Annotated in this window: 21 protein-coding genes; 6 read left to right on the top strand and 15 right to left on the bottom strand. The window is 58.3% G+C overall.

Features of this window, described 5'->3' with window-relative positions:
* The first annotated feature begins 29 nt into the window (after positions 1 to 29).
* On the top strand, positions 30 to 1,331 hold the full coding sequence (locus BGN91_RS12620) for a UDP-glucose/GDP-mannose dehydrogenase family protein (protein WP_292613643.1): 1,302 nt from the start codon (positions 30 to 32) through the stop codon (positions 1,329 to 1,331).
* A 315-nt stretch (positions 1,332 to 1,646) separates the two neighbouring features.
* Positions 1,647 to 1,946, top strand: coding sequence for a hypothetical protein (locus tag BGN91_RS12615; protein WP_292613641.1), 300 nt, complete (start codon positions 1,647 to 1,649; stop codon positions 1,944 to 1,946).
* Between the two features lie 207 nt (positions 1,947 to 2,153).
* On the opposite strand, the gene BGN91_RS12610 is transcribed toward BGN91_RS12615, so the two are convergent.
* Positions 2,154 to 3,371, bottom strand: coding sequence for a glycosyltransferase family 92 protein (locus tag BGN91_RS12610; protein ID WP_292613639.1), 1,218 nt, complete (start codon positions 3,369 to 3,371; stop codon positions 2,154 to 2,156).
* A 557-nt stretch (positions 3,372 to 3,928) separates the two neighbouring features.
* Between BGN91_RS12610 and BGN91_RS12605 the strand changes: the two genes are divergently transcribed.
* Positions 3,929 to 4,810, top strand: a complete 882-nt coding sequence (locus tag BGN91_RS12605; RefSeq protein ID WP_292613637.1) for a hypothetical protein — start codon at positions 3,929 to 3,931, stop codon at positions 4,808 to 4,810.
* 22 nt (positions 4,811 to 4,832) lie between these two features.
* Here the strand turns inward: BGN91_RS12605 and BGN91_RS12600 are convergent, their stop codons facing one another.
* From BGN91_RS12600 to BGN91_RS12570, 7 genes are all read right to left on the bottom strand, one after another.
* A complete protein-coding gene (locus BGN91_RS12600; protein ID WP_292613635.1) occupies positions 4,833 to 5,756 on the bottom strand; it encodes a glycosyltransferase family 2 protein in 924 nt (307 codons plus the stop codon).
* Positions 5,757 to 5,772: 16 nt separating this feature from the next.
* The gene (locus BGN91_RS12595) at positions 5,773 to 7,977 is read right to left on the bottom strand and encodes a glycoside hydrolase family 99-like domain-containing protein (RefSeq protein WP_292613633.1); all 2,205 of its coding nucleotides are present in this window, start codon (positions 7,975 to 7,977) and stop codon (positions 5,773 to 5,775) included.
* Between the two features lie 281 nt (positions 7,978 to 8,258).
* Positions 8,259 to 10,220 carry a tetratricopeptide repeat protein gene (locus tag BGN91_RS12590; RefSeq protein WP_292613632.1) on the bottom strand — a complete coding sequence of 654 codons (1,962 nt, stop codon included), beginning with the start codon at positions 10,218 to 10,220 and terminating at the stop codon, positions 8,259 to 8,261.
* Between the two features lie 77 nt (positions 10,221 to 10,297).
* Complete coding sequence (locus BGN91_RS12585; protein WP_292613630.1) at positions 10,298 to 11,647, bottom strand: HlyD family type I secretion periplasmic adaptor subunit; 1,350 nt, start codon at positions 11,645 to 11,647, stop codon at positions 10,298 to 10,300.
* Complete coding sequence (locus tag BGN91_RS12580; protein ID WP_292613628.1) at positions 11,637 to 13,871, bottom strand: peptidase domain-containing ABC transporter; 2,235 nt, start codon at positions 13,869 to 13,871, stop codon at positions 11,637 to 11,639. The genes BGN91_RS12585 and BGN91_RS12580 overlap by 11 nt, the downstream gene beginning before the upstream one ends.
* Positions 13,872 to 14,053: 182 nt before the next feature.
* Positions 14,054 to 14,680: a methyltransferase domain-containing protein gene (locus tag BGN91_RS12575; protein WP_292613679.1), complete on the bottom strand. Its 627-nt coding sequence runs from the start codon at positions 14,678 to 14,680 to the stop codon at positions 14,054 to 14,056.
* Positions 14,681 to 14,896: 216 nt separating this feature from the next.
* Positions 14,897 to 16,012 (bottom strand): calcium-binding protein, encoded by a 1,116-nt coding sequence (locus BGN91_RS12570; RefSeq protein WP_292613626.1) that lies wholly within the window; start codon positions 16,010 to 16,012, stop codon positions 14,897 to 14,899.
* A 513-nt stretch (positions 16,013 to 16,525) separates the two neighbouring features.
* Here BGN91_RS12570 and BGN91_RS12565 point away from each other — a divergent pair.
* Positions 16,526 to 17,167, top strand: coding sequence for a ParA family protein (locus BGN91_RS12565; protein WP_292613624.1), 642 nt, complete (start codon positions 16,526 to 16,528; stop codon positions 17,165 to 17,167).
* A gap of 42 nt (positions 17,168 to 17,209) precedes the next feature.
* On the opposite strand, the gene BGN91_RS12560 is transcribed toward BGN91_RS12565, so the two are convergent.
* The 3 genes from BGN91_RS12560 to BGN91_RS12550 all read right to left on the bottom strand — a co-directional run bounded on the left by BGN91_RS12560 (position 17,210) and on the right by BGN91_RS12550 (position 19,485).
* Positions 17,210 to 17,605 (bottom strand): transposase, encoded by a 396-nt coding sequence (locus BGN91_RS12560; RefSeq protein WP_292613622.1) that lies wholly within the window; start codon positions 17,603 to 17,605, stop codon positions 17,210 to 17,212.
* Between the two features lie 871 nt (positions 17,606 to 18,476).
* Positions 18,477 to 18,740 (bottom strand): hypothetical protein, encoded by a 264-nt coding sequence (locus tag BGN91_RS12555; protein ID WP_292613620.1) that lies wholly within the window; start codon positions 18,738 to 18,740, stop codon positions 18,477 to 18,479.
* Positions 18,741 to 18,792: 52 nt separating this feature from the next.
* Complete coding sequence (locus BGN91_RS12550) at positions 18,793 to 19,485, bottom strand: helix-turn-helix domain-containing protein (protein ID WP_292613618.1); 693 nt, start codon at positions 19,483 to 19,485, stop codon at positions 18,793 to 18,795.
* 366 nt (positions 19,486 to 19,851) lie between these two features.
* Here BGN91_RS12550 and BGN91_RS12545 point away from each other — a divergent pair, with 366 nt between their 5' ends.
* A complete protein-coding gene (locus tag BGN91_RS12545; RefSeq protein WP_292613677.1) occupies positions 19,852 to 20,889 on the top strand; it encodes a zinc-dependent alcohol dehydrogenase family protein in 1,038 nt (345 codons plus the stop codon).
* 213 nt (positions 20,890 to 21,102) lie between these two features.
* The gene (locus BGN91_RS12540) at positions 21,103 to 21,429 is read left to right on the top strand and encodes a cytochrome c (RefSeq protein ID WP_292613616.1); all 327 of its coding nucleotides are present in this window, start codon (positions 21,103 to 21,105) and stop codon (positions 21,427 to 21,429) included.
* 78 nt (positions 21,430 to 21,507) lie between these two features.
* Here BGN91_RS12540 and BGN91_RS12535 read toward each other — a convergent pair whose 3' ends face one another.
* The 4 genes from BGN91_RS12535 to BGN91_RS12520 form a co-directional block, all read right to left on the bottom strand.
* The gene (locus tag BGN91_RS12535) at positions 21,508 to 21,675 is read right to left on the bottom strand and encodes a hypothetical protein (protein ID WP_292613614.1); all 168 of its coding nucleotides are present in this window, start codon (positions 21,673 to 21,675) and stop codon (positions 21,508 to 21,510) included.
* A 218-nt stretch (positions 21,676 to 21,893) separates the two neighbouring features.
* Positions 21,894 to 23,003, bottom strand: a complete 1,110-nt coding sequence (locus BGN91_RS12530) for an MlaD family protein (protein WP_292613611.1) — start codon at positions 23,001 to 23,003, stop codon at positions 21,894 to 21,896.
* Positions 23,004 to 23,006: 3 nt separating this feature from the next.
* Positions 23,007 to 23,786 (bottom strand): ATP-binding cassette domain-containing protein, encoded by a 780-nt coding sequence (locus tag BGN91_RS12525; protein WP_292613609.1) that lies wholly within the window; start codon positions 23,784 to 23,786, stop codon positions 23,007 to 23,009.
* A gap of 2 nt (positions 23,787 to 23,788) precedes the next feature.
* Positions 23,789 to 24,925 (bottom strand): ABC transporter permease, encoded by a 1,137-nt coding sequence (locus BGN91_RS12520; protein WP_292613606.1) that lies wholly within the window; start codon positions 24,923 to 24,925, stop codon positions 23,789 to 23,791.
* Positions 24,926 to 25,188 lie beyond the last annotated feature (263 nt).

Below are 25,188 nucleotides of genomic sequence, written 5' to 3'. Positions count from 1 at the left end.
CGCAACTCGTCAGGGAACAGCATACCGTAATGCGCATTGTGATGATTGGAGCCGGCTATGTCGGCCTGGTGTCCGGGGCTTGTTTCGCCGATTTCGGCCATGATGTCATCTGCATCGACAAAGATTCCGACAAGATCGCTGCGCTGAACCAGTGCAGGATTCCGATCTTTGAACCCGACCTCGACAAGCTGATCGAGTCTGGCGTCAATTCGGGTCGACTGAAGTTCGAAACCGATCTTTCCAGCATTGGCGATGCTGACGCCGTGTTCATCGCGGTTGGAACGCCGTCACGGCGCGGCGATGGCCATGCCGATCTGAGTTACGTGCATGCCGCAGCGCGCGATGTCGCTGCGCGCCTCGAGGGCTTCACTGCCGTCGTCACCAAATCGACTGTTCCCGTCGGAACCGGCGATGAAGTGGAGCGCATCATCCGTGAGACCAATCCGGATGCCGACTTCGCAGTGGTCGCGAACCCGGAATTCCTGCGGGAAGGCGCCGCGATACGTGACTTCCAGCATCCGGACCGTATCGTGGTCGGCACCGAGGACGAGCGCGCCCGGAAAGTGATGAGCCAGATCTACCGCCCGCTTTACCTCAATCAGGCTCCGATAGTTTACACCAGCCGGCGCACCGCCGAACTGATCAAATACGCCGCCAACGCCTTTCTCGCGACCAAGATCACTTTCATCAACGAGATCGCGGATCTTGCGGAGCGGGTCGGCGCTAATGTGCAGGAAGTCGCCCGCGGCATCGGGCTCGATAATCGCATTGGCGCCAAATTCCTGCATGCCGGTCCCGGCTATGGCGGCTCCTGTTTTCCGAAGGATACCCGCGCGCTGTCGAAGACCGCGCTCGATTACGGCGTGCAGCTTCGCGTCGTCGAGGCAACCCTGACTGTCAACGAGACACGCAAGCGCACGATGTCGCGAAAGGTCGCCGGCGCGCTCGACAATGATATCCGCGGCAAGACCATCGCCGTTCTGGGACTGACCTTCAAGCCCGACACCGACGACATGCGCGAAGCTCCGTCGATCGCACTGATTGCCGGCCTGCTCGATTTCGGCGCCAAGGTCAGGGCTCACGACCCCGTCGGGATGGAGCAGGCGAAGAAGGAACTCACCGACATCGAATATTGCGACGATCCCTATTCCTGCGCGCGCGGTGCTGACGCGCTTGTGATCGTGACCGAGTGGCGGCAGTTCCGTGCGCTTGACCTCGAGAGGATCAAGATAGACATGGCTACGCCGGTGATCGTGGACTTGCGCAATATCTATCGGCCCGAAGACGTTCGATCGGCCGGGTTCAAGTATGAGAGCATCGGACGACAATAGCGCTAGCGACAGGTGCCGGTCATCTGTGCGACCGCAGTCGAAAGGAAGCGATCATTGTTACCGAGGATGTCAGACGAGGAAGCGGCTCTATTCCTGTCATTCGTCAGAAACAGCCGCAGCTATGTCGAATTCGGAGCCGGCGGAAGCACGGTTGTTGCTTCGAAGCATGTTCAGAGCTCGATACTTTCCGTCGACTCGTCCCGCGACTGGCTCGAGCAGGTGAGGACCGCGTGCGCCTCGAGTCGAACCAGGCCGGAGCTCATTTTTGTCGACATTGGTCCGACCGCAGAATGGGGATTCCCGACCGATCCCTCCATGAAACCGCACTGGCCGGACTATCACTCCGCCATCTGGAAAATGCCGCATAGTGCGGCGGCCGATCTCTATTTCGTCGATGGCCGCTTCAGGGTTGCATGCTTCGCGCAGATCGTGCTGCATTGCAATCCCAATGCGATCATCGGCATTCACGACTTCGCCTCACGCCCCAAGTATCATTGCGTGAGAGAGATCGCTCGCGAGATTGCGACAGCGGGAGATATGTCGTTCTTTCGTCCGCTCCCGGAAAAGAAAGTCGCCGAATCCATACTGCAGTCATTTCACGAGGAGCCATCCTAGAGCCGTTCACGTCACCATTTCGCGGAAACGGATGAACGATTCCAGATTCTTGATTTGACGCGTTTCTTCATGCGAATTCCACTTCGCTCGAAAACGCTCAAGCCCTGGCGCCCTCGGTTGCGCCGGCATCGCATCAACCATCGCGAGGGGCTGCACAAGAGTGATTGCATGCAACGCACGCGATCCGCGATCGTCGCGTCATAATGTTCAGCAGTGAACCAGTTTCTTCAACTCAGGCAGGAATTTCAGGATCGTCAGATCCTCGACATCGTTCCGGTCTCGAAGCGTGAAGAACTCCATGGCGCGGATGCGCTCGGGGTCACCTTCCCCTAACGGCCTTCCTCGCTCCCGCTTTTTCAAAAGCTGCTGCCGGGACTTCGTATAATAATGATTGATAGCGAGCTTTCTGCGTTTTGGCGCGGAACACCGCCCGCCGATCGGGAAAACCGGCGTGCCGTCTTCCTGGACATAACATCCCAACACAAGGGACTGATGCGGATGGAGATAGGCCACGATCGCATCGGGGCGCACGATTGATTTCATCACATAGTGATCCGGGAAATCGTCAGGCGCCCGTCGCGTGAACGACTCGATGCTCAAACCTTGTGGTCTCGTCTCGTGACCGTTGGATCCGAAATTGAGCCAGTGAACCGCGACAGCCGGCGCGGATGAAACCTCATCCAGGAGGTCCTTGATGCTGTCGCCCGTAACGGGATAGAGGAACTCGTCGGCATCGATAAAAGCGCACCATTCAGAGCTGTTTCGATAGCTGTCGATCGCGTGATGAAATGCGCGCGCCTGACCGAAATCACCCTCCACGTAGTGATACGTGATCATCTCCGGCCAAGGAAAGGATTCAATGATGGATCGCGTCTCGTCGGTGCTTTCATTATCATACAAATAAAAATGGTCGACGCCGGCCAGCCTGTGAAAGTGCAACCACTCAAGCAGGTCGTCGGCTTCGTTCTTGATCGCACACACGACCGACAGCCTGTGTTTTGTCCCATTCACTCCAGCATGCAACTTCCTAGCATCCATGACTCGCAGGAGCCCGGCAAGCTCCCGACGAAGATTCTCGCTCTGCGGAGCCAGGGCCAGGGCGGCAAGATAGGTGTCTTGCGCCTCTTGAGCGGAGCCCATGTTCAAATGCGTTACGGCTAGCCGATGCAGAATACGGGAATCGGAAGGCAACTCTCCGGCAAGACGGACCAGCATATCGCGGGCTCTTGCAAAATCGCAGCCTTGCATAAGAACCGCGGCCTTCGCGAATTGATATTCGTTGAAATCACCGAACTGTTCGTCCAGGTCCTTGACCGAACGTATCAGCTCATCCGGGTTCGGATTGGCGATCCGGCTGGAAAAGAACTCTTTCAAAATTCGCTCGATCTCACTCGCGGGCAGCGCATCGAGGTCTCGGTTGTCCAAGCCGAATTTCGGTCGCGTCGAAGTTTCCGTGTTCACCCTGCAGCGCTCCAGGCTTGTTCAAAAAACGTTACGTCGGCACGCCGGAAATCCCCGCGGAACAGCTTGATGCTCCAAGAATACGGTATAATCTTAACAAATAAGCGCAGTAACCCATCTTTTGTGTGATACACGCCCTGATGTTGTAAGGGTATTTGGAGGAAGATCAACCCGATAGTTTCGTGAATGTTATGGTTCCGCGGGAATGGCTCTGGATAACCGGCATGACAGAAAACAACAGACGTCCTCGTACATTGACCCGACGCGTGATGCTGGCTTTCCTGGCGGCGGGTCTGGCCCCTCCTGTCCTGAACAAGGGTTTTGCCGCATCGCCGGAAAAAAAGCCCCGGCCTTTCGTGGGAGCAATCCGGTGGGATGCCTGGTATTCGCCCGGCTCGGAACCGACCGAGGCAGTCAAGACCTCGCTATCGCCCGAAAGATATCGCTGGAGAACGCCATTTTTCGTCAGCCCTGGCCATGACTCCGGTTCGATTTCTTTTCCTGCGATCACGCAGGCGGAAATGGACAAGGAGATACAGCAGGCCGTCTTCGCCGGTCTCGATTACTGGGCGTTCGTCGCATACGGCTCCAAACATCCCATGTCGAAGGCGCTCTATCAGTTCAGAACCAGCACGATAACCGACCGTCTCAACTATTGCCTGTTCACCGAATTGGATCGATGGGGTTCGCGCGCCAAACCGACGGCTCTACTTCAAGAGCATATCGGTCTCATGGCAGACAAGAACTACCTGCGGGTGTCGGGCAATAGACCACTCTACTATCTGGGGTTCATCGCTCCGGCGGCTGTGGAGCGAAACTGGCAGGGAGTTGCAGGTCTGAGAGAGCAGATCGAGGCGTTTAGAGGAAATGCTACCAAAGCGGCGCTGGCCAATCCCTATATCGTTCTGGCCGGAGACCAGAACTTCCTAATACGGGAAGCCGCGAATATCGGAGGCGACGCGATCGGATCATACGCCCTGACCGTCGGCAATGGACGAGGATCCTTCACCAAGCTTGCCGAAATCGCAGAGCGTGGCTGGGATCAACTCAGAAGGAGCCATCTGCCTGTTGTGCCGACAGTGATGACGGGATGGGACCGACGCCCTCGCATCGAACATCCGGTGCCATGGGAAACAAAACAACGCCCCGGTGACGGCATCGGCAACTTCTTCTCCGCGCCAACGCAGAAAGAACTCGCCGATCACCTGACGCGCGCGCTTGATTGGGTCGCCGCTCAGACGCCAAGCGAGCAGGCGCCCGCCGTGTTGATCTATGCCTGGAATGAGAACGACGAAGGCGGCTGGCTGATGCCGACGTGGCCCTGTCGCACCGAACGCCTTGACGCGCTGCATCAGGTTCTGAAGAAGACCCCCATGCCGACCCATAAGCCAGCGCTCTGCTAAGAGGCGAACGGACAGGACCGAATCATCGCCAGGCAAGCGGCATCGTCCATTCGTTCCAATCCACGGTTCGATGGTCGGGCTGATATGGCGCGTACAATTGCTTCACCCAATAATTGAAATTCGGATGAAGTTTGAGAAATTTGTAGAACGCTTCGCCGAAGTTGATCGGACTGAGGCAGGCTCGGTTGATTGGCCGCCGGGCGATCGCGTTGACACAGTACGACGACATGCAGGCCCTGGTCTCGTTTTCGGCGACATTGCTCAGACTTCGATAACTGTTCGTGGAATGGAGCCGATACATGTAGCGATCTGATTCCACGTAACGGGGTTCGACCACGGTTACGGCGCGCAGCGCAAACTCCCAGTCGTGGCAGTACTTCAGGTCGGACAGCAGCCCGATCCTCCGCAGCAACTCCCGGCTCAACACGAAATTGCCGGTTGAGGCCGCAATCTGCGAATCCAGAAATGTCCAGGACAGCGGGGAGCCGGTTATGCGGGCCCGGTCGATAGCGTAGCGGAGGCTTGTCGGAAACTGGTGGGTTGTAATCCGCTTGCCGCGTTCATCGATCGGCTCAACCGCAGAAAAGCCGAAGAAAAGCTTCTCGTTGTCATACTGGCTGGAAAATATACGGATGCGATCCTTCGAAAAGACGTCGTCGGAGTTCAGGAAAAAGAGCATGTCTCCCTTCGCAAGCGACAATGCCCTGTTCCAGGTGTAGTGCGCCCCAAGGTTGAGAGGGTTTCTCAAAAGCGAGCAGGATACAAACCGCTTCGCGAAGGATTTCTTCTTCACGAGCCGCTGTGCGATCTCAAAACTCCTATCGGGTGAATGATCGTCGACGATAATGAGTTCGACGTCCGGAAAGGTCTGTCGGTAAACAGTCTCCAGGCATTCTTCGATGTAGGCTTCGTGCTTGTAGGAAGCGACGACGACGCTGGCCAGCATGCGGGAACCCCTCAGCTTAACGTCGGACGATGATCGAATGATTGGACCTGACGAGCGCGCGGCTCCCCTCGCCTACCTCCAGAATCGCGATCTGGTATTCTCCGTCTGGTATATCGCGCACGAAAAAAGAAAGCTGGAAGCCGAAATAGCAATCCCTGCTTTTCGCCTGCATGTAATTCTTGACGTCGAAGCGTTCGTGCCAGTCCACGACCAGGCAATAGCCGTTGTGATCCTGCTTTTCAGCAGTCACGGAGAGCAGGAGCAGGAACGCTATCCTGTGTTTCGTCGCCTCGAATGTCCCGCCTGCACATACCCATCCCCGCACGAGGACCGTCGATCGCGGATCGACCACCACCCGCTCGCTCGTCTGGGAATTGATGTTCTCGATGACGAGCAATGATTCCGGCGGATTCTCCGACGCACCTCGGGCTTCCAGCGGAATCCCGTTCCGCGCGTGTTGCAGGCCCGAATAGACCATCTCCGATCGATGAAGGGTAGCGAGCAGTTGAACGTGGGTAGCCGCTTCCTTCACTGCTTGCTCAAGCTCCTGCCGGCTCAAGCAATCCAGCAAGTCCGGATTCGAGCGCACCTGGGTCGAAATCGGTTCGGAGGATGAAACCCTTCTTACCGCCTCCAGAAATGCTCGCCCGTAACGCGAGTCCGGCTCAAGGTGAGCCCCCTCGGCCCATTCGTTCCAGGAGTTGATGAAAACGATCGGCTCGGCAAATTGCCCCCTTCTCGCCCGACCGGCGGCATCCCGCAGCCAGACTTCGAATGCTTCCGGACTCGACCTGTTGAAGATGTGCGCGCGCGAACCCTTGCGGGGCGTATTGTCCCAGCGTGGCATGACGGCCGGAAAATAGGGGAAATCGTATGTCTTTCCCAATGACGAGCGAACGGCATCGACATAGTCGTAAACCTTTCCCGTAAAGCTCGCCGGCGCTCCAATCTCCGAAAGCGACTGCTCCATCGTCAAGACGGTATGCGGAGGAAACTCCACGGCTGCATCACAGTTAAGATCGCGCGGATCAAACTCTCCGAAGGTCATGGCGTTGCAGATCAGAATTTCTCCGATCCCCAATTCCTTTGCTCTCGCGCGCCATGTCTCGAACAGACGTTGCCTGTCCGGCAAGAGCGACGGCCGATAGATGAGAATGATCTTGCGTCCGTCTACCGCGATGTAACGTTCATCGAGCAGAAGTTCTGCCATATCATCGATAAAGCGAACATCGTCATCCAGCGAATGATTTTGTCCGAGAAGAACCTCCGCGTCCGAGCCGTCCCAACGACGCGACCAGTTCTCATTCGCCCAGCAAATGCAGAACGGGATGTCCGGTTCTCCGTCCTCAAGAAGCAGCTCCAGCGGCCTTTCGAGAAGCCTGCGGCCCTGGAACCAGTAGACGTAATAGCAGAAGCCGTGAATGCCGTAGCGGCGTGCCAGTTCGGCCTGTTGCCGGCGAGTCTCCTTCAGTCTCACGTCATAGAAGCCGAGGTCGGCCGGCAACCACGGAGATTGATGTGCGGGAAACTGAGGACGCATGCGTGCGATATTGGTCCATTCGGAAAATCCGGGGCCCCACCATCGATCGTTCTCCGCGAACGAGTGAAACTGCGGCAGATAGAAACAGACATGGCGCACCTGTTTTCCAGTCGTATCCGGCGCTGCCGTAACCGTCTTGTTGTTGTTTGGAATCAGCAGGTCAGTGCAGTCGTCGCTCGAAAAACCCAGAGCGACGACCAGTTCGTCGGGCGCGATGCTGTCAAAGAGCGGGATCTCGAAAAATTCGCCGTCGTCCAGGCTGACGCGAAGATAGATCTGCGGCTGGCCCCGCGCCGCCAATGTATGTTTGAGCGCGCGCGCCAGGCGTCGACGCGCGCCCACGGTCGCCAAATCGATGTGGAAGCCGGGCCGGCCGATTGTTTTTTTCGAACCAATTGCGGCGGGAGCCGCGCGATCGGTCCTCGTCTCTTCGATCGCATGAGACCCGACGAAGAGAGAAAGAGAGACAGATGCGGTGAGCGACCGGGTGTCGACGATCCAGCCGGAGACTTCCCGGCCGGAATATTCAAGGATCGCGCCACGCAGACGCGCGCCTGATTCCAGATCGCTCAGGTCCGGATCAAGGAACACGCTCTGAAGGTTTTCGTCTTGCGAAATGGGATTAGCGACGGGCCGCATGCCCTTCGCATTTCTGACGTCGCGCTCCGCAATCTTATTCATCGTACCCCGATCTCCTGCCAGCCCCCGGGCCCACCAGATCACGAATGATTTTGATCGAAACGATCAAAAGTCATGGGCGTGATCGATTCCAACGTTTTAAAGCGGAATAGGGGCGGAAAGCTGCTACGCGCTTTTCCTCATCCCGCTCCAGCTCATGCTTCCCATCATGCGCAGCCGCCGGTTTGAAGGCGATCCACCGACTCGCATCCCGCTGGCGAGATTTGTCCCGAAGATCAGCAGTAGCCGCACCAACGCTTCAACGACCCAGTCCGCCAGCGGCCTCAACCATCGACCAGTGCTACGCCGATCGCGGCCAAACGGTGTGAGGCTCCCTCATGATTTTGCCGGGCTGCCTGCTGATACCAATGCGCCGCTGCGCTCTGGTCCTGCGCAACACCGCTTCCGGACATCAAGGCATCGCCGAGCGCAACCTGCGCCTCCGCCATATCCTGCTCAGCCGCCTTCTCGAACCATTCGGCCGCCTTCTCGGGATCGGCCTCGCATCCCTGTCCCTTTCCAAGCATCACCGCAAAATTGAACTGTGCGACCTTGTGCCCCTGTCGCGCCGCCGCCTCGTACCAGCTCGCGCCTTGGGCCACGTCCTGCGCTACGCCCGTGCCGGTGCAATACATCACCGCGAGATGAAACTGCGCTCCCGAATGGCCAGCATGCGCGGCTTTGATCATCAAGGACGCCGCAGCCTTGGGGTCGCTCATGGTGCCATCCGAATCGAGATACAGCAGCGCCAACGTGTATTGGGCTTCCACATGACCGGCGCCGGCGGCGCGCGAGAACCAGGAGACGGCGGCTTCGGCATTTGCAGCGCCGCCAAACCTACCCATTTCCAAAACACCGAGTTGATACGCAGCCGGCGCGTGACCGGTTTCAGCCGCCTCGCTCAACAGCGAGCGTATCTGATCAACCCGTTCAATCGATCCGTCCTGATGAAGCAGGAAAAGCGCATAAGCCAGCTTGGCGTCTGCATCCCCCCCCGTGGCCGCCTTGCTGAGCCACTCTCCCGCGCGCCTGTGATCACGCGGCACTCCGTTGCCCGCCGAATACAGCTTGCCAAGTTGCAACTGCGCAGCACGAATGCCGCCTTCGGATGCGCGCTCGAACCACTCGATAGCAACCTTCACGTTGCGTTCGACGCCGGAGCCGTTGAGATAGAAGATGGCGATATTGAACGCGGCGGTCGCATGGCCATTGCCGGCCGCGCGCTCGAACCATTTCGCAGCCTGACGGATATTTGGGCCGACACCGGTGCCTGTCGCGTAAAAGCGACCCATGAAAAACTGCGCCTGCACGTCACCACGCTCGGCGGCCTTTTCGTACCAGACAGCCGCCTCCCTTAAATCGGGCTCGGCACCCGCGCCGTGCGAATAGAAATCGGCTAAAGCCTGGATTGCGGGAACGTAGTCCTTACGCGCCGCCTTGCGCAGCGCGGTTTCGGCTCGGTCGATATCCTTCGCGACTCCATGACCTTTCAGACGCAACAGGCCGATATTGTAGAGCGCGATCGGATCATCATGATTGGCCGCGTTATGAAACAGGCGAGCGGCTTCCGCCGGAGCTTCCGGCAGACCCGTTCCTTTCAGGTTCATGAACGCAAGCGCAACCTGCGCCCTGACATGATCCTGTTCGGCCGCCTTGCGGTACCAGATCGCCGCCTGTTCGAAATCGACGGGAACGCCCTTGCCCTGATAATAGACGTCGCCAAGCGCGAATTCCGCGGCAGCGCAGTTCTGTTCCGCCGCCGCCAGATACCATCCGAGCGCCGCGCTTAAATCCTTCTCGCAGCCAAGCCCCTCGCAATACATGTTGCCGAGAACCGTCTGTGCTTCTGCTTTGCCGCTCTCTGCTGCGGCCGATATCCATCCGAAGGCAGCGGCGACATCCCTTTCAACGCTCATGCCATGAGGAAACACGAGATGATGGATGTCCGATGCTTTGTCACCCAGCCGACCGGCTGAGGATCGGCGCCACGTTTCGTTGCGATAAGGACCGAGCACCGGCTTGTCCCCTTGCAGAAAGATCAGCCCGAGTTGGAACTGCGCGTCAACATTGCCGAGCTGAGCCGCCCACTCATACCAGGCCACGGCATCCGGCACGCTCCTGACGACCCCCTCGCCTCTCACATAGAGCATCCCTATTCGATAGCCCGCTTCGGCCTTGCCGGCCTCCGACGCCAGCTTCCAGCACCTTATCGCTTCGAGATATTGCCCACGTTCATATGCCGCCATTCCCTGGTCAAAAGGACAGGTGCGGGGCGTTGCGGACGCTGGACGAATCCAATCCAGAAGCGATCGCGGTGAAAGCATCATGGTTCACGCATAGCCTCGTGAATGCCCTTCAGCATTCCACCGAGCAGATACATCGCGACGGAACGGGTGCCGACATTGATATCCCCTTGCAGGGTCATACCCGGAATCAGACGGAAGTTGCTCGGCACGTCCTTGAAGTTGTATGCGTCCACCGAGCAGCGCGCCTTGTAATAGGTGTAGTCCAGCGGCTTGCCGTCATCGTCAGTCGTGAAGGCGCCTTCGCTGATCCAGCGCACATTTCCCGACGCCGTGCCGTGCTCAGCTGCATTGAAGGCGTCGACCTTGATCGTGCATGGATCGCCGGCCCGGATGAAACCGACATCGCGCGAGGAGATCCTGATCTCTGCCTCGAGCCTGGTGTCGATCGGCATCAGCGTGATGAAGGGATCTCCCGGCTTGAGCACCGAGCCGACCGAGAGTCTTGCCATAGTCAGCACCACGGACGGCTCGGCTGCGGTCCAGCGCACCAGATTTTGATGCTTGAGAGCCTTTTCATAGGTCGCTCTCGCTTCGTCCAGCTTATTGCGCGTCGTCACCAGATCCTGGCTCAATTGCGCGAACCATTGCTGTTTGAACGCGTCACGGTCCGCGATGACGGATCCAAGGGTGTTTTGCGCCACGATCAGGCCGTTGTGTGTATTCTCCAGTGTCCGCAGCAACTCCAGCCGGGCATCCTGGGACACGTACATGTTGAGCTGCGATCCCGTGCCATGCTCTGCAAGCGTCGTGCGCATCTTCTCGATTTTTTCCAGGACATCGTCGCGTTGCCGATATCGGGCATCGTCGCCACGAAGCTTTTCGATCGTCGCCTGGGTCTCCTTGATCTTCGATTCGAAACTGTTGATCTGGGCATTGTACTGGGCCACGCGCTGCCCGTAGAGCGCCTTCTGCAGCGCCGCATATTTCTGGAAATCCGGATCCGACTTGTTGGCAAATACGAGCGGCTTCTGATTCAACTCGGCCTCATCGCGCGCCACCTGCGCATCGAGGCTTGCGATCTGCAACTTCGCCTGTGTCAGATCGGCGGAGGTGAAGGTCGCATCAAGCGTGGCGAGCAACTGTCCCGTCTGCACCTGCTCGCCCTCGCGGACGTTGATCGTCTTGATGATCGATGGATCCAGCGCCTGCAAAACATTGATATGACCGGCCGGCACGATATTGCCATTGAGGCTGGTGATGACGCGATCGATCCGCGTCAGGCACAGAACCACGACAATCGAAACAAGGAACGCGGAAAGTACGAACAGCGTGGCGCGCGCGGCCAAGGGCTCGGCCGCCTCCCGGATTGCATCGGTCTCCGACTGGAATTGACGGACGGTCGCGAGCGAAGCCTGGCTATGGGACAAGGGTCGGGCTCCGGAGTTTCGGCTTGTCGCTGCGAACCGCAGGCGCGAGATGGGTGTTCTGCTGATACCAAAGCGAACTGTAGATATCGTTCCGCTCCAGCAGTTCCGCGTGACGCCCGATATCGTCGACCACCCCGCGGTCGAGCACGAGAATGGCATCCGCCGCCGTCAGCGACGACAACCGATGGGAGATGATGATCAGCGTGCGGCCATTCGCTATTCGCGTGATGTTGCCGTTCACGATCGCCTCGCTGTCGGCATCAAGCGCGCTCGTGGCCTCGTCAAGGATGAGGATCGGCGGATCAACGATCAGCGCGCGCGCGATTGCAAGGCGTTGCCGTTGCCCTCCGGAGAGGTTTGGCGATCCTTCATAGACACGGGTTTCATAACCGCGCGGCAGCTTGTCGATGAATTCCTCCGCTCCCGCCAGTCGCGCCGCCTTAACGACATCGTCAAACGTGGCGTCCGGCACGGCTGCGCAGATATTCTCGCGAATCGTCCCGCTGAAAAGAAAATTTTCCTGCAGAACGATGCCGACGTTCCTGCGCAGATGATCGACATCGTATTCGCGAACGTCGATTCCGTCGATCTTGATCAGTCCGTCGTATTCGGAATGCAATCGCTGCAGCAGTCGCGTAATCGTGGTCTTGCCGGAGCCGCTTTTGCCCATCACGCCAAGCGTCGTTCCCCGGTTTACTTCAAAGGAAACACCATTCAATGTCGGCGAGACGGCCCCTTTATATCGGAAGGTGACATTGGAAAATTCCACTTTTCCCTTGATCGCCGAGCGAACGCCGTTGCCGGACCGCCCTTCCTCGGCTGGCTGGTTCACGAGGTTACGGACGGTTGCGACCGCGCTCCGTGCTTCGTCATACTGATTGATCAACTGGGCCATCTGCATCAACGGGGCCGACACGCGTTGCGACAGCATCAGGAATGCAAATAACGCTCCGATAAAAACAGGATCACTGTTTGTAAGCGCAAGATACACGCCGACCGCATAAGAACCGCTCACCGCAAGCCGCTCCAGCGGACGCACCACCGCCTGGATCGCGTTTCCGGTCATCCCTTCCGCGAATCTCGCCTTGGCGACACGCGCAACCAGCACGTCCCAGAAATGGCGCTGACGCGCGTCGAGCGCCAGCGATTTCACCGTCCGGATGCCGTTGAGTGTTTGAACCAGAAACGCGCCCTGATCGCCTTCCGCGACCAGAACGGCATGCGACGCCTTGCGGTACGCCGGCAGCATCAGGATCAACCACCCGACGATGATCCCTGACAACGCCAGAACAATGAACGTCATGATCGGACTGAAGAAAAACATGACGGGCAGGAAGAAAAACAGTGTCGTCGAATCCAGCACTGTGCCGAACAACTGACCCATCAGGAACGAGCGAATGCGGAACACTTCCCGAATGTCGCGGGCGATGAGGCCGACGGCGGTCTGCTCGAAATAATCGATGGGGAGATTGAGGACCTTTTCGAAAACGTAGGTGGAGAGCTTGACGTCAAGCCTGGTTGTCAGGCGATGAACAAGGATTTGCCTGAGAAACGCAAACACCGCTTCGAAGGCGATGATGAGCAGCATCGCGAGGCAAAGCACATAGAAGGTATTGTATGCGTGATAGAAGATCACCTTGTCCGATAGCAGACGCCAGAACATGATGGGCGCGAGGCCGAGGAGTCCGAGAACCAGCGCGGCGATTGCCACGTCCCGGACGATGCGCCGCTCGCGAAATATCAACGCCGTGACGAGGCCGAAACTGAAAGGCTGGGATTCATCCGAGATATCGTAGTTGCGCTTGACGAGAACGATGTCTCCGGACCAGATATCCTCGAAACGCGGCCGGTCGATCACGAGCAGCGCATCTTCTGCGGCGTTCGGATCCCTCAGCACGATACGGGTATTGTTGGCGTCTCCGTCGACGCGCAACAACACCATGTAGCTTCCGTTGCGCAAACCAACAATGGTCGGAAGCGCCTTCTTCAGATGAGAGAGGCCGTCCCAATCGAGGTGAACGTGCTTCGATCGCATGCCGGCCTTTTCGGCGCAGCGGACAAGCCGGCCGGGAGGCACTTCCTCGCCGCCAAGAAGGTTGTCCTTGATAAGCTGCGTCGATGTGAGATGCAGCCCGTGCTGTCGTGCGACGATGACCAGACATTCCAGCCCGGACGGAAGCATCGGATCGATATCGTCATTCTCGGCGACGGCTTGCGCAATCATGAAAACTCAGTCTGTCTGTTATGCTGATCGGAGTCTATCATTTCAGATTGAATGATAATACGTTCCCATCGATAACATTAGACACAATAAAAGTGACGGAAACACGAACATCGGAGCGCCCCGGAGGCGCCCCTGGAAGCGGCAGGCTGCCGGCCCTCAATCCTCGGCGGCATGGAACGGAATTAGGCCGTCACTTCCTGAAAGTTAAAGCCGCTTTCTAACAAAGTCCTCTTGATGGCCGCGTCATCGGTCTCGGGCATCAGCGCCAGCGCACAGACCTCGAAATTTTCTGTCGCTACCGAGACCGTGGGAAAGCCCGCCATCAACAGCAGATTGCCGAGCCGCTCGGCGGTAAATCCGGTGCGATGAGCCATATGCATGTGTCCCTCCTCGATCGCGCGGGAGTGGCCGTAGAGCATGTCGAGCGGCCTGATCGGTCCTGCCGGAGATTGATAGGCGACTGCCGCGATACCTTGCTCGACGATAAAATGAGCCACGGCTTCAAGATCCGGAGTCATCAGCAAGGCGAAGCCGTCCTGCTTCAGGATCCGATGGAACTGGCGCAGCGTTGGAAAAACATCGTGAGCATAGAGATGTTCAAGGACGTGCGACGACCATATCACGTCAAACGACTGCGGCTCGAAGGACTTCTCGAGTTCGAGCACGGAGCCAACGATATCGGGTTGGACGCCGGGATCGATGTCGAATCGCACCTCTTTCAAGTCCCGCTCCCGGATCATTCGAGCAATTCGTCGCGCGGATCCGGGTCCGGAGCCCGCATTGAGCAAGTGCTTGATACCGGACAAGATCGGCTCCTGACGTCCCGATTGGAGCTATCGGAAACGAGTTGAACGACACGGCTCGAGACCGACCAATATCACTTTATCGATGTGGCCTCACAAAGGCATGATTGCCTATCAAAGCATTTCGGTATCACTAATATCGAGTCTACAGAACCTCTCAAAAGCAAAAGCCCCGCCGGGAGAAGCGGGGCTTTCGCAAATGTTGTGTCTTTAGCTGCCGAATTACGAAAGTTTCGGCAGGGTGACAATCTGATCGCTGAAGTGGAGTTCCTCGACTCCGCTGACCGCGATCGTCTGGTCATCGCTGAAGTGGAGCGTGTAAGTATTGGTGCTCGAATCGGTGTCGATCTTGGCTACGTCGAAGAACGAGCGGCCGGCGAAGTCGACGGAGTCCTTACCATCGCCGCCAAAGATGGTGTCATTGCCGTGATGCGTCTGGATATGGAAGGTGTCGGCGCCGGCACCGCCCTCCAGAGTCGAATTGGCGCCCGAAGCTCCGCCGTCACGCAGCCAGAACTCGTCGTTGCCCGCACCGCCCTGCATGACATCGCCCTGCACACCAACCAGGGTGTCATTCCCGGCACCGCCTATAAGCGTGCTGTGCCCCTCGACATTGCCGCCAGGCTCCTGACCACCGCCATGGTCATCTCCGTGACCGCTGCCATGGCCGTTCCCGTGACCATGATCGTTCCCGTGACCATTGCCTTGCCCGTGCCCGTTGCCTTGACCGTGACCATTGCCTTGCCCGTTGCCTTGGCCCTTGCCGAAGACCTGGTCGTCCGCGCTGGCGACCTGCACGTGATCGCCCGCGCCCGATGCCACCGCACCCGACACCAGATAATCATTGCCGGCACCGCCGTCCAACGTGTCGTTGCCCGTGCCGCCGTAGATGCTGTCATTGCCGGCGCCGCCGAACAGCGAACTGTCGCCGTGACCTCCGCGGATCACATCGTTGCCGCTGCCGCCATAAACCGTATCGTTGCCGCTGTCGTGCAGGTTGATGGTGTCAGACCCTCTCCCCGCCGCAACGAATATGTTGTTTTCGCCTCCGGTCACGTCCAGCTTGGCGCTATGGTCGTCCAGGACGATCGCCTTCAGGTTGGGATTCGTCTGGACGGTTGTCGACTGCGATACGTCCAGAATCTGAACGACCGGCGGAACCGGCCCGCCGTGAAACGGCCCGGACTCCAACCATCCCCGTGTGCCATCCTCAGTCTCGTGGAAGACGCCGCTTTGTTCGAGCGAATCGATCAGCGCTGATCTTACGCCCGCTTCTATATTTCCGTTATGCTGGACGAAATGATCCAGCTCGGTCTTCGTCAGGTAGGAAATGGCCATGGTACCCTCTGACTGGATTCCCAAGATCTATAGCGAAGCAGATACCCCGGTCGACGCCAATCGACGCTAATATGCTGCGGCTCGAAGGTGCTCTCAGCTTGAACCAGAACGAAACGGCAAAACCGGCCTGGAATGCGTCATCACATATAAATGTTATGATGCACCGCGATATTTGTTACTCGTATGTTAGTTGTGAGTAGCCGCTTAAGTCAAGGGTCAAATTCACGCGCTGTTAACGTACATTTTACTCTTATCGTCGGCGACGGGCGGTCGATGGCCCTGACGAGGGCACTTTGGTCTCTTAACAACGGGATTAATGGTGCTTTGTTACCTTTATCGCGCCCGCCATTCGCAATTTGCTCCCGAGATATGTATGAGACGATCGGTTATCAGGCGCCCGCCTCCGGTTTGTTGATTGTGGCGGTCGGTTAAGAGAGTGGTAATATTGACAGGTGTTTTTGCCAAGAAATGTGAGATTCCGTTATCGTGGACCGCATGAGCTTTCCTGGACCGATGCGGAGGATCATCACTGTTACCCAGCGCAAGGGCGGTGTCGGCAAAACCACGATCGCGGTCTGTGCCGCCGCCGCGCTCGCCCGCCGCGGACATGAGGTCGCACTGGTCGACAGTGACCCTCAACGCTCCGCTTCGCACTGGGCAGAGCCCGGCAATCTTGAGTTTCCCGTCTATGAAATGGCTCTGGAGCAAACGTCGGTGTCCGCCTGGGCCCACGACGTGCGCAGCATTCAAGCCGGTGTCGTGGTCATCGATACCGCTCCCAATGCGCGCGAGATGGGCGCCTCGATCGCCCTCGCCAACCTGATTCTGGTGCCTTGCACGCCCTCGGGCCTCGATCTCGATGCGACACGGCAGACCCTTGCGATCATCGACGCGGCGCGGAAACACCGGCGGGATCGAATCAAGGTGATCCTTGTGCCCAACAGACTGGACCGCCGCACGTTGGAGGCACGACAGCTGATGGACGAATTGAGCGCATTCGGCGAGATCATTGCGCCGCCGATCGCCGCCCGTGCGGCCTTCGTCCGCTGCTTCACCAACGGCCAATCAGTCACGAGCTTCATGCCGGGAGATGCCGCCGACCAGGAAATTCAGCAGCTTGCGGATGCGATCGAACAGGCTGAAAGAGAGGAATAGTGCGATCTCGAGCGCAATCGAGATCGCTTCAGCTTGATGGGACTACCGGGAATCGGCGGGACCAAGCAACGCGTGAATCACGCCTTGCGTGCCTGATTGCCGAGGCGACGCGGTGACCGCGGCTTCCTCCAGCCTCATTTTTTCAAGCAGGAGATCTGTTACTATCTTTCGAAGCCGCTGGTTCTCGAGCTTGAGCTCGTCCAGAACATGGCGCATCTCATCCATTGCCGGGGGGCTGGTGAGCGACTTATGGTCATCGGCACGATTCAGGGGAACAGCCGGTTCGGGCTTGGGCAAGGGCAGCTTCCGCCACCGGTGAAGCGTCATGACGCTCACGCCAAGCGCCTTGCAAACGTCCACCTGGGAATTGCCGGCACGAGCGAGTTCGTCTGCCCGGGCCAGTTTCAAAAGAATTTCCTCGTGCGAATGCTTCTTCATCTTCCCGTCCGAATGCGCCCGGTTCATCGTTCCTCAACGAGGGGCCTCAAGTCGACGCCAGAACCAATGTAAATACTCATTATTCGAAATAACGCTACAACAGAAATATTCAGCGCTTAGGCGCCGCCCCACTCTCGATCATCATCCGGTATCCACGCAAGTTAGCCTTTGGTGTTAGCTGCAGTGCAATGTAAATCTTGCAGGCAACCTACCGCCGACGCTGGGCGCGGTCCGATGAACGAGTGCTTAACATCGGTAGCTAATCATGGCCGGACGTTAACGTACGGCGAAACATGGGAAACACTATCCTTAACATATCAGAGCTACGCGATCAGGGGGGCGATTTTTCAACATCGTATTGAGAACTCGCCCGTCCCCCATCTCCACCGCGTCCTGCCATTTACTGGGGGGAACAGCCGGCCATCGCGCCGATTTTCGGCGTATCAGTTTTCCGAGGCGGCCGAAGCCCCGTCAGCTATCTCTACCCGCACCAACTGTTGGACGAAGTTTCCAGAGCCCGTGGTCCAGGCGGGAATATTTTACCCTTCGCTCAGGCGACCGGCAGCGCCGACTCGAGCAGATGGACTAAAAGGGAATCGCCAGAATGCAGCCCGATCGTCGAATCTTCTCGACCGGCGGTTCGAGACTGAGCGGTCAAACAAGACGTGGACTGCCGGCCGCCCCTGCGCAGGGACGCGCGCCGCAGCGATATTGCTATTTCTGCGAATCCGGTTGGAGAAACAGGCGGCCCAGTCCGTTGGACTTTTATCCTCGTGTCGGTTTCGAGACCGGAAAGTTTGACGAGGCGAGGCGCCGGCGTTGGTCGAGCGAGAGCAGCGCCAGGCGCGACGACATATGCGGCATCGAAGCGCTAGAAATCTGACATTCCAACAGCGTCCAATGCGCCAGAGCCATGCGGGCGAGACGGGTGCTCGAATCCATGAAGGTCGCCTGCCAGATACACCACCTCGACACAGTCGATGTTCTGCCGCTCGTTGCCGATTTTCTGTTCTGCCAGAACCAGCGCCCGGGATGGATCATCTGATTGAACATCGACCTGACGCTGAAGACACTTAAAGTTATGTCCCTCCGAATTCAGCAGATTCTTGTAGAAAAAAACCCGATAGTCGTTCATCGTGAACTCCTCTTTTTGGATCGAGGGCCGGGTGGAACGCAGGTCGTCGCCCTCAAGCCTCCATGGCGGACAGCCGCTGTCGGTTGCGCAATGCGATTTGGCGAGCGCTCGATAACATCAGGATCCCGTCATCATTGAGTTGCGAGAGCGCCCGCGAGACGGTCTCCAACGTCAGACCGAGGTAGTCGCCAATATCGCGGCGACACATCGGGAGCGCCATCATGCCGGCCTTGGCGAGCCGACGGTCCATTTCCAGGAGGAAGGTGGCGACGCGCTCCATCGCAGTCTTGCGGCCAAGAAGCAGCATATGATCTTCGGCATGCCTGAGGTCGCTTGCCGTCAACGTCCAGAGATTGCGGGCAACCTGAGCGTTCGATACTGCAGCCTTCTCCAGGCTGCGACGAGGCAAAAGGCGAACGGTGGTGTCGACAATTGCTTCGGCGGTGAGGCGGTGCTCCGAGCCGGGGTCGAGGCCAAAGACATCGCCCGGCAGGTGGAACGCGCCGATCTGCCTTCGTCCGTCGCTCAGGAGTTTATAGGTGCGAACTGCACCCCGGATAATCTGGTAGAGGTATTCGGAAGACTCACCCTCACCGTAAATTTCCTCTTCCTTTTTGTAGGAAAATTCGCTCGCGATCACTCCCGAGCAACGGGCGATGGCGTCGAATTGATCGGCTGGTTCCGCCGCCATGAGGTGCGAGATGTTGGGAACCTTGGCAGTGGGAGTGATCGTCTGGGTATGCATGTCACCATCTCCTCCACGCGGATGGCTTGGTCTAGCCGAGACGTACGCGCAGGGATATTTCGGTCGATATCCTAAGGGGCGCCTCCTAAGGGGTTTAACGGAGGTGCTGTTCCACGGCAGGCCCATGCCTCGCACGCATTTCGAGCCAGATCAGACCTATGTCGCAATCGGATAAATAGCTGCCGGATGCCTTCCTGGAGCTTCCCGCCAATTCCAGATCGTGCCTGTTCGAACGTGAGATACTCGAATGCGCAGCCAACCGACGAAGCTTGCCGAAATGAAAAGTCAGCCTTGATCGAAATCAACGTGCAGCGCGGTGGACCGGCTCTTATCAAACGACAGGCAGCTATCGGATCGGAACACGCCATGAAAGCGCTGGTCTACCATGGCCCCGGGCACAAGACGCTCGAAGATCGGCCCAAGCCGGAAGTTCAGTCTGCAGGAGATGCAATCGTCAAGATGGTGAAAACCACCATCTGCGGCACGGATCTGCATATTCTGAAAGGTGACGTGCCGACCTGTGCACCCGGTCGTATTCTCGGACACGAAGGCGTGGGGATCGTCGATGCAGTGGGCGCCGGTGTCACGACCTTCAAACCGGGCGATCATGTCCTGGTTTCCTGCATTTCCTCCTGCGGCAAATGCGAATACTGCCGTCGAGGTCTCTACTCCCATTGCACCACCGGCGGCTGGATCCTCGGCAACGAGATCGATGGGACACAAGCTGAGTATGTCCGGATCCCGCACGCCGACACCAGCCTCTATCCTATTCCGGCCGACGCCGACGAAGAAGCGCTCGTCATGTTGAGCGACATCTTGCCGACCGGCTTCGAATGCGGTGTTCTGAACGGCAAGGTGGCGCCAGGGTCGACCGTCGCGATCGTCGGCTCCGGACCGATCGGTCTTGCCGCATTGCTGACCGCGCAGTTCTATTCTCCCGCCGAACTCATCATGATCGATCTCGATAACAAGCGCCTCGAGATCGCTAGGGTCTTCGGTGCTACACATACGATCAACAGCGCGAGTGGAACGGCTGCCGACGAAGTGAAGGCATTGACTGGCGGCAAAGGTGTCGATACGGCGATCGAGGCGGTCGGCGTTCCCGCCACCTTTGTACTTTGCCAGGACATTGTTGCTCCCGGCGGCATCATCGCCAACATCGGCGTGCACGGCACCAAGGTCGACCTGCACCTTGAGAAATTATGGTCGCACAATATCTCCATTACGACCCGGCTCGTCGACACTGTCACCACCCCCTTGCTTCTCAAGACGGTGCAGTCAAATAAGATCAATCCTGCCAGATTGATCACGCATCACTTTCCCCTCGACCAGATTCTTGACGCGTACGATACATTCGGCCACGCCGCCGATACCGGCGCGCTGAAAGTAATCATCGCAGCCTGAGGCCCATTGTCAGGGACGTGTGTTGCGTTCAATCAATTTTTTGATGGGCAGCAGCTTGCCTGTTCATGGCAGGATTGGTGCAGGACAGCCCGCTTCAAAGCAAAACGCAGGGCCCCTGAACGTCGGCGACTTGACCCAGGTCAACAGGACCCGACCACGCTCTGTTAGGAAATATCGGTACCGTCGATTCAACTTTTAATTCCAGGAAAAACAATGCGCGTTGCTAACTCATCGTTGCTTCTGGCGTTGGCCATGATTTTCACCCTGGGATCAGCACGGCCCGTGGAGGCCGCCAATATCGAGCAAGGTCGGCGCTTGGCGCTACTTTATTGCGCGGGGTGCCACGCCATCGACAGGGTGAGTCCCAGTCCGCTTCGAATTGCGCCGCCATTTCGTACCTTGCACGAGCGCTATCCCGTGGAAACGCTTGAAGAAGCCCTTGCTGAAGGAATCGTGACTGGACATCCCAGCATGCCACAATTCCAATTCGAACCCGATCAGATCAACGATTTTATCGGTTTTCTTAAATCACTGGAGTGATCCTCGCATGCGGAAGATCACGAGGCATGTGTGTGTGCCCGTCGATAAGCCAAATGATTTTTTCGGGACCAAGCCGACTTATTCAACCACGAGATTCGTGAAGAACGGCGCGATGATCTCGGCGCTGGTCGTGCTTTCCTCTTCAGAATCACGGGGGATGACGAACTCATTTTTGCATTCGAGACATCTCCAAAGCTGCTGAAGCTGGTGCGGATCAAGGCGCTCCTCCCACTCGAGATGGATCAAGCGCGAGCCGCACCGCGTGCAAGTCCCGTTACGGTGCTGTGTGGTCGAAGCCATCGTTGTGATTCCTTTATTCGGAGCCCCCTTCCCCATTGTGCATATTACGGAGCCAGTCCGCCGCGATGCTGATCCAGGTCAAAGAACGCGCGGCGCCGACCCCAAGCGTCCGACAACCCAGCAGTCCCTAGGCCGCCATTGATCCGGGCCGTTGAACGCGCGCCCTACAACGCCTTAACCGTCCACGCGATCATATCCTTGGCGATGCGCCCGAACGCATCGTTGAACGCTGCGCTGGCTGCCGCTGGTTCCATTTTATCCAGCTTTTGCTTGTCCTGGAACAGTCGCGCCGCAACCACCTTTCCGTCCTTGTTCAGGATTCGCGCCGACAACCCGATATCGGCAGCCGGTTCGGGATCAGTCGAGATCTGGAAGCTCCGGATGTCGATCAGGAGTTGATAATCCGCCTGCACTCCTTCCGCTGCGCGTAATGGCGCATGGGCGATGTCGTAATTTTCGAAGCTCTCGAGCAGTTTCGCCTGCAGCAACTTTGGAATGTTGTCGGCCCACATCGCCTCGGCGAAATCCGGATACTCCTTGGCCGGCGAAAACAGGAAACGCTGCGTGTCGAGCTTGATCACCGCGGTCGGCTCCGGAATGACGAGTCGGCCCTTGAGAGTCCCGGCAGGCGGACGTGGAAAGCCGCTCGCCGCGCGGAGGTCATAAGTGATTTTCTGCGCTGCAGAAGCGCCTCCCCCCGTCATGCGTTCAAGACCGGCCACGATGCCATCGAGCTTGCCGGTGTTCCGGGCCAGTCCTTCGGAAAAGACCTGCAAATTTGCGATGGTGCTTTTTATCGGTCCCGCATTTTCCGCGAGCACCGCATCGACATGCCGCAACGCATCGCGTGCAGCTTGTGTCATGCTTTGGCCCGCACCGGCTTCGGCGATCAATGTCGGAACCGGGCCGGCGCCGCCGAGCAACTGACCACCTTCCAGCGCAATGACCGGAACACCGGTCAAACCCTGGAATTCGAGACCGACTTTGGTGTCGGGCCTTATCGGCGTGGTCGATGTCACGGCGATCGCCGCATCGACGCGGCGCGGATCGTCCGGCGCGAGGTTGAGCGCAGTCACTTCGCCCACACGAATGCCATTGAAGAGGACGGCCGCACCAACCAGCAGGCCGGGCACGGAGCCCTCGAACTGCACGTGGTAGGTTGTTCGCGGGCCGAGGCCGCCGGTATTGTGGAGCCAATAGACGAAGCCGAAAACCGCGGCGATGGCCGCCAGCACGAACGCTCCGATGATGACAAAGGGGGCACGGGTTTCCATCTTTCAACTCGCCTTCGGTTGCAGCATCAACGAGCGCTTGCCATGGAAGTAGGCTCTCACCCACGGATGTTCGGATTGCAGCAGTTCGTACATCGGCCCGATGGCGACGATTTTGCCGTCGGCCAGTGCGGCGACGCGGTCGCAAACGGTGTTCAGGCTGGCGAGATCGTGGGTCACCATGAACACCGTGAGGCCCAATGTTTTCTGTAATGTCTTGATCAGGGAATCGAAATCGCCTGCCGCGATGGGATCGAGGCCGGAGGTCGGCTCATCGAGAAAGACGATCGCCGGGTCGAGCGCCAGCGCGCGCGCCAGCGCCACGCGCTTGGTCATGCCGCCCGACAATTCGGAGGGAAACTTGTCGCCATCCTCCGGGGTCAGGCCGACCATTTCCAGCTTGGCCGTGGCGATCTCCTCCAGCAGCGCATCCGACAGCACGAGATTCTCACGCAACGGAAACTGGATATTCTGCCGCGCGGTCAGCGAGGAGAACAGCGCTCCCTGCTGGAACAGGATGCCCCATTTGCCGGCGGCTGCCTGCGTTCCGCGGTCATGGGTCGAGCCGATCCTGGCGCCCATCACCTCGATCTCGCCGCTCCGGCGCGGGATCAGGCCGATGATCGTTCGCATCAGTACCGACTTGCCGCCGCCCGACGCTCCAACCAGGCCGAGGATCTCCCCCCGGCGCACATCCAGCGAGAGATGCTCGATGACGACGCGGCGTCCGAAACCCACGACGAGATCCTTGACATGAATTGCGAACTCCCCGACCGATGCATCCATCGCTACATTCCAATCGACGCGAAAAACACCGCGAACAAGCCATCCAGCACGATCACCAGGAAGATCGACTTCACCACCGAGGTGGTCGTCTGCTTGCCGAGCGACTCGGCGCTTCCCTTGACACGCAGTCCCTCGCTGCAAGCGACGATGCCGATCACCAGGGCCATGAAGGGCGCCTTGATCATGCCGACCTCGAAATGCGTCACGGACACGGCGTCGTGCAGCCGCGCGATGAATATCGACGGACCCATGCCGCCGTAGAACCATGCGACCAGACCGCCACCGTAGAGGGCGGCCATCGATCCCATGAACGTCAGGATCGGCAGCGCACAAACCAGCGCCAGGACGCGCGGCAGGATCAAAACGACGACGGGATCGAGTCCCATGGTCGAGAGCGCGTCGATTTCCTCGCGCATCTTCATGGAGCCGAGTTCGGCTGTGTAAGCGCTGCCGGATCGGCCGGCGACCATGATCGCGACGATCAGCACGCCGAGCTCGCGCAGCACGAGGATTCCGACCATATCGACGACGTAGGAATCGGCGCCGAATTTGCGAAAATGAAAAAAGCCCTGCTGAGCGATGATCGCGCCGATCAGAAACGTGATGAGCAGGACGATGGGGATGGCCTGCCAGCCGACCCGATACAGTTGATAGACCAGCGAGGTGAACCGCAGCGAACGTGGCCTGCGGATAATGCCGAGCAATGCGACGCAAAGCGAGCCGAGCATGTGCAGGAACACGGCGACGTCTTCGCGGGAAGACCAGGCAGCGCGGCCTATCTCCTCAACTCTGGCGATCACGGGATTGCGCGCCTTAAGCGGCGGAGGATTGTGCCGGTTGACATGCCGGATCTCCTCGATCAGCCCAACGTAATTTTCGGAGACCCCGACGACTTCGACCGGATGATCGGCCGTCACTGTCCGACGCGACAATTTTTCGAGCAGCCAGGCTCCCAAGGTATCGAGTTCGCTCAAGCCGCTCATATCCATTTTGAGGGATTTCGCTCGCTCGACCTGCGGTGCGGCGGCCTCCGTGAGCGCTTCCAGGGCGGTAACGTTCGCTGCGACCCAGGAACCGTCCGGATGCAATTCGATCCCATCGTCTTTTGATGTGGCCGCCAATCGGGGTACCGTCGCCAATTCAAACCTCCGGTTCGCTAGTCCCTCCTTAAAACTGCACTTGAGAATGGACGTTGACCTGCCTCAAACCGGCCACGACGGCCCGTCGAATGGACATTTGACGCAAGTCAATGGCGTGAATCGCCGCGCAGGTAGACTTGGGTCCGGTCCGAAAAAAGCAGGATGAATCCTCGATCAATCACGAGGAAGCAAATTAGGTTGGCTCATCGGCCGGAAGTCCATCAGACGCGAGGATCATGATCATGCCTCTCAAACCGATCCTG

The sequence above is a fragment of the Nitrobacter sp. 62-13 genome (genome assembly GCF_001896955.1).
Classification (GTDB): Bacteria; Pseudomonadota; Alphaproteobacteria; order Rhizobiales; family Xanthobacteraceae; genus Nitrobacter.
Note: the sequence above shows the minus strand (reverse complement) of the source record. Positions and strands in the feature narration are given on the sequence as shown.

Coding starts and splice junctions, on each gene's coding strand:
- BGN91_RS12590 (WP_292613632.1), bottom strand. CDS start 10,220: ATGGCGGCATATGAACGTGGGCAATATCTCGAAGCGATAAGGTGCTGG.
- BGN91_RS12600 (WP_292613635.1), bottom strand. CDS start 5,756: ATGCTGGCCAGCGTCGTCGTCGCTTCCTACAAGCACGAAGCCTACATC.
- BGN91_RS12555 (WP_292613620.1), bottom strand. CDS start 18,740: ATGAACGACTATCGGGTTTTTTTCTACAAGAATCTGCTGAATTCGGAG.
- BGN91_RS12605 (WP_292613637.1), top strand. CDS start 3,929: ATGGACAAGGAGATACAGCAGGCCGTCTTCGCCGGTCTCGATTACTGG.
- BGN91_RS12540 (WP_292613616.1), top strand. CDS start 21,103: ATGCGCGTTGCTAACTCATCGTTGCTTCTGGCGTTGGCCATGATTTTC.
- BGN91_RS12620 (WP_292613643.1), top strand. CDS start 30: ATGCGCATTGTGATGATTGGAGCCGGCTATGTCGGCCTGGTGTCCGGG.
- BGN91_RS12560 (WP_292613622.1), bottom strand. CDS start 17,605: ATGAAGAAGCATTCGCACGAGGAAATTCTTTTGAAACTGGCCCGGGCA.
- BGN91_RS12595 (WP_292613633.1), bottom strand. CDS start 7,977: ATGAATAAGATTGCGGAGCGCGACGTCAGAAATGCGAAGGGCATGCGG.
- BGN91_RS12545 (WP_292613677.1), top strand. CDS start 19,852: ATGAAAGCGCTGGTCTACCATGGCCCCGGGCACAAGACGCTCGAAGAT.
- BGN91_RS12615 (WP_292613641.1), top strand. CDS start 1,647: ATGAAACCGCACTGGCCGGACTATCACTCCGCCATCTGGAAAATGCCG.
- BGN91_RS12525 (WP_292613609.1), bottom strand. CDS start 23,786: ATGGATGCATCGGTCGGGGAGTTCGCAATTCATGTCAAGGATCTCGTC.
- BGN91_RS12565 (WP_292613624.1), top strand. CDS start 16,526: ATGCGGAGGATCATCACTGTTACCCAGCGCAAGGGCGGTGTCGGCAAA.
- BGN91_RS12550 (WP_292613618.1), bottom strand. CDS start 19,485: ATGCATACCCAGACGATCACTCCCACTGCCAAGGTTCCCAACATCTCG.
- BGN91_RS12530 (WP_292613611.1), bottom strand. CDS start 23,003: ATGGAAACCCGTGCCCCCTTTGTCATCATCGGAGCGTTCGTGCTGGCG.
- BGN91_RS12570 (WP_292613626.1), bottom strand. CDS start 16,012: ATGGCCATTTCCTACCTGACGAAGACCGAGCTGGATCATTTCGTCCAG.
- BGN91_RS12580 (WP_292613628.1), bottom strand. CDS start 13,871: ATGATTGCGCAAGCCGTCGCCGAGAATGACGATATCGATCCGATGCTT.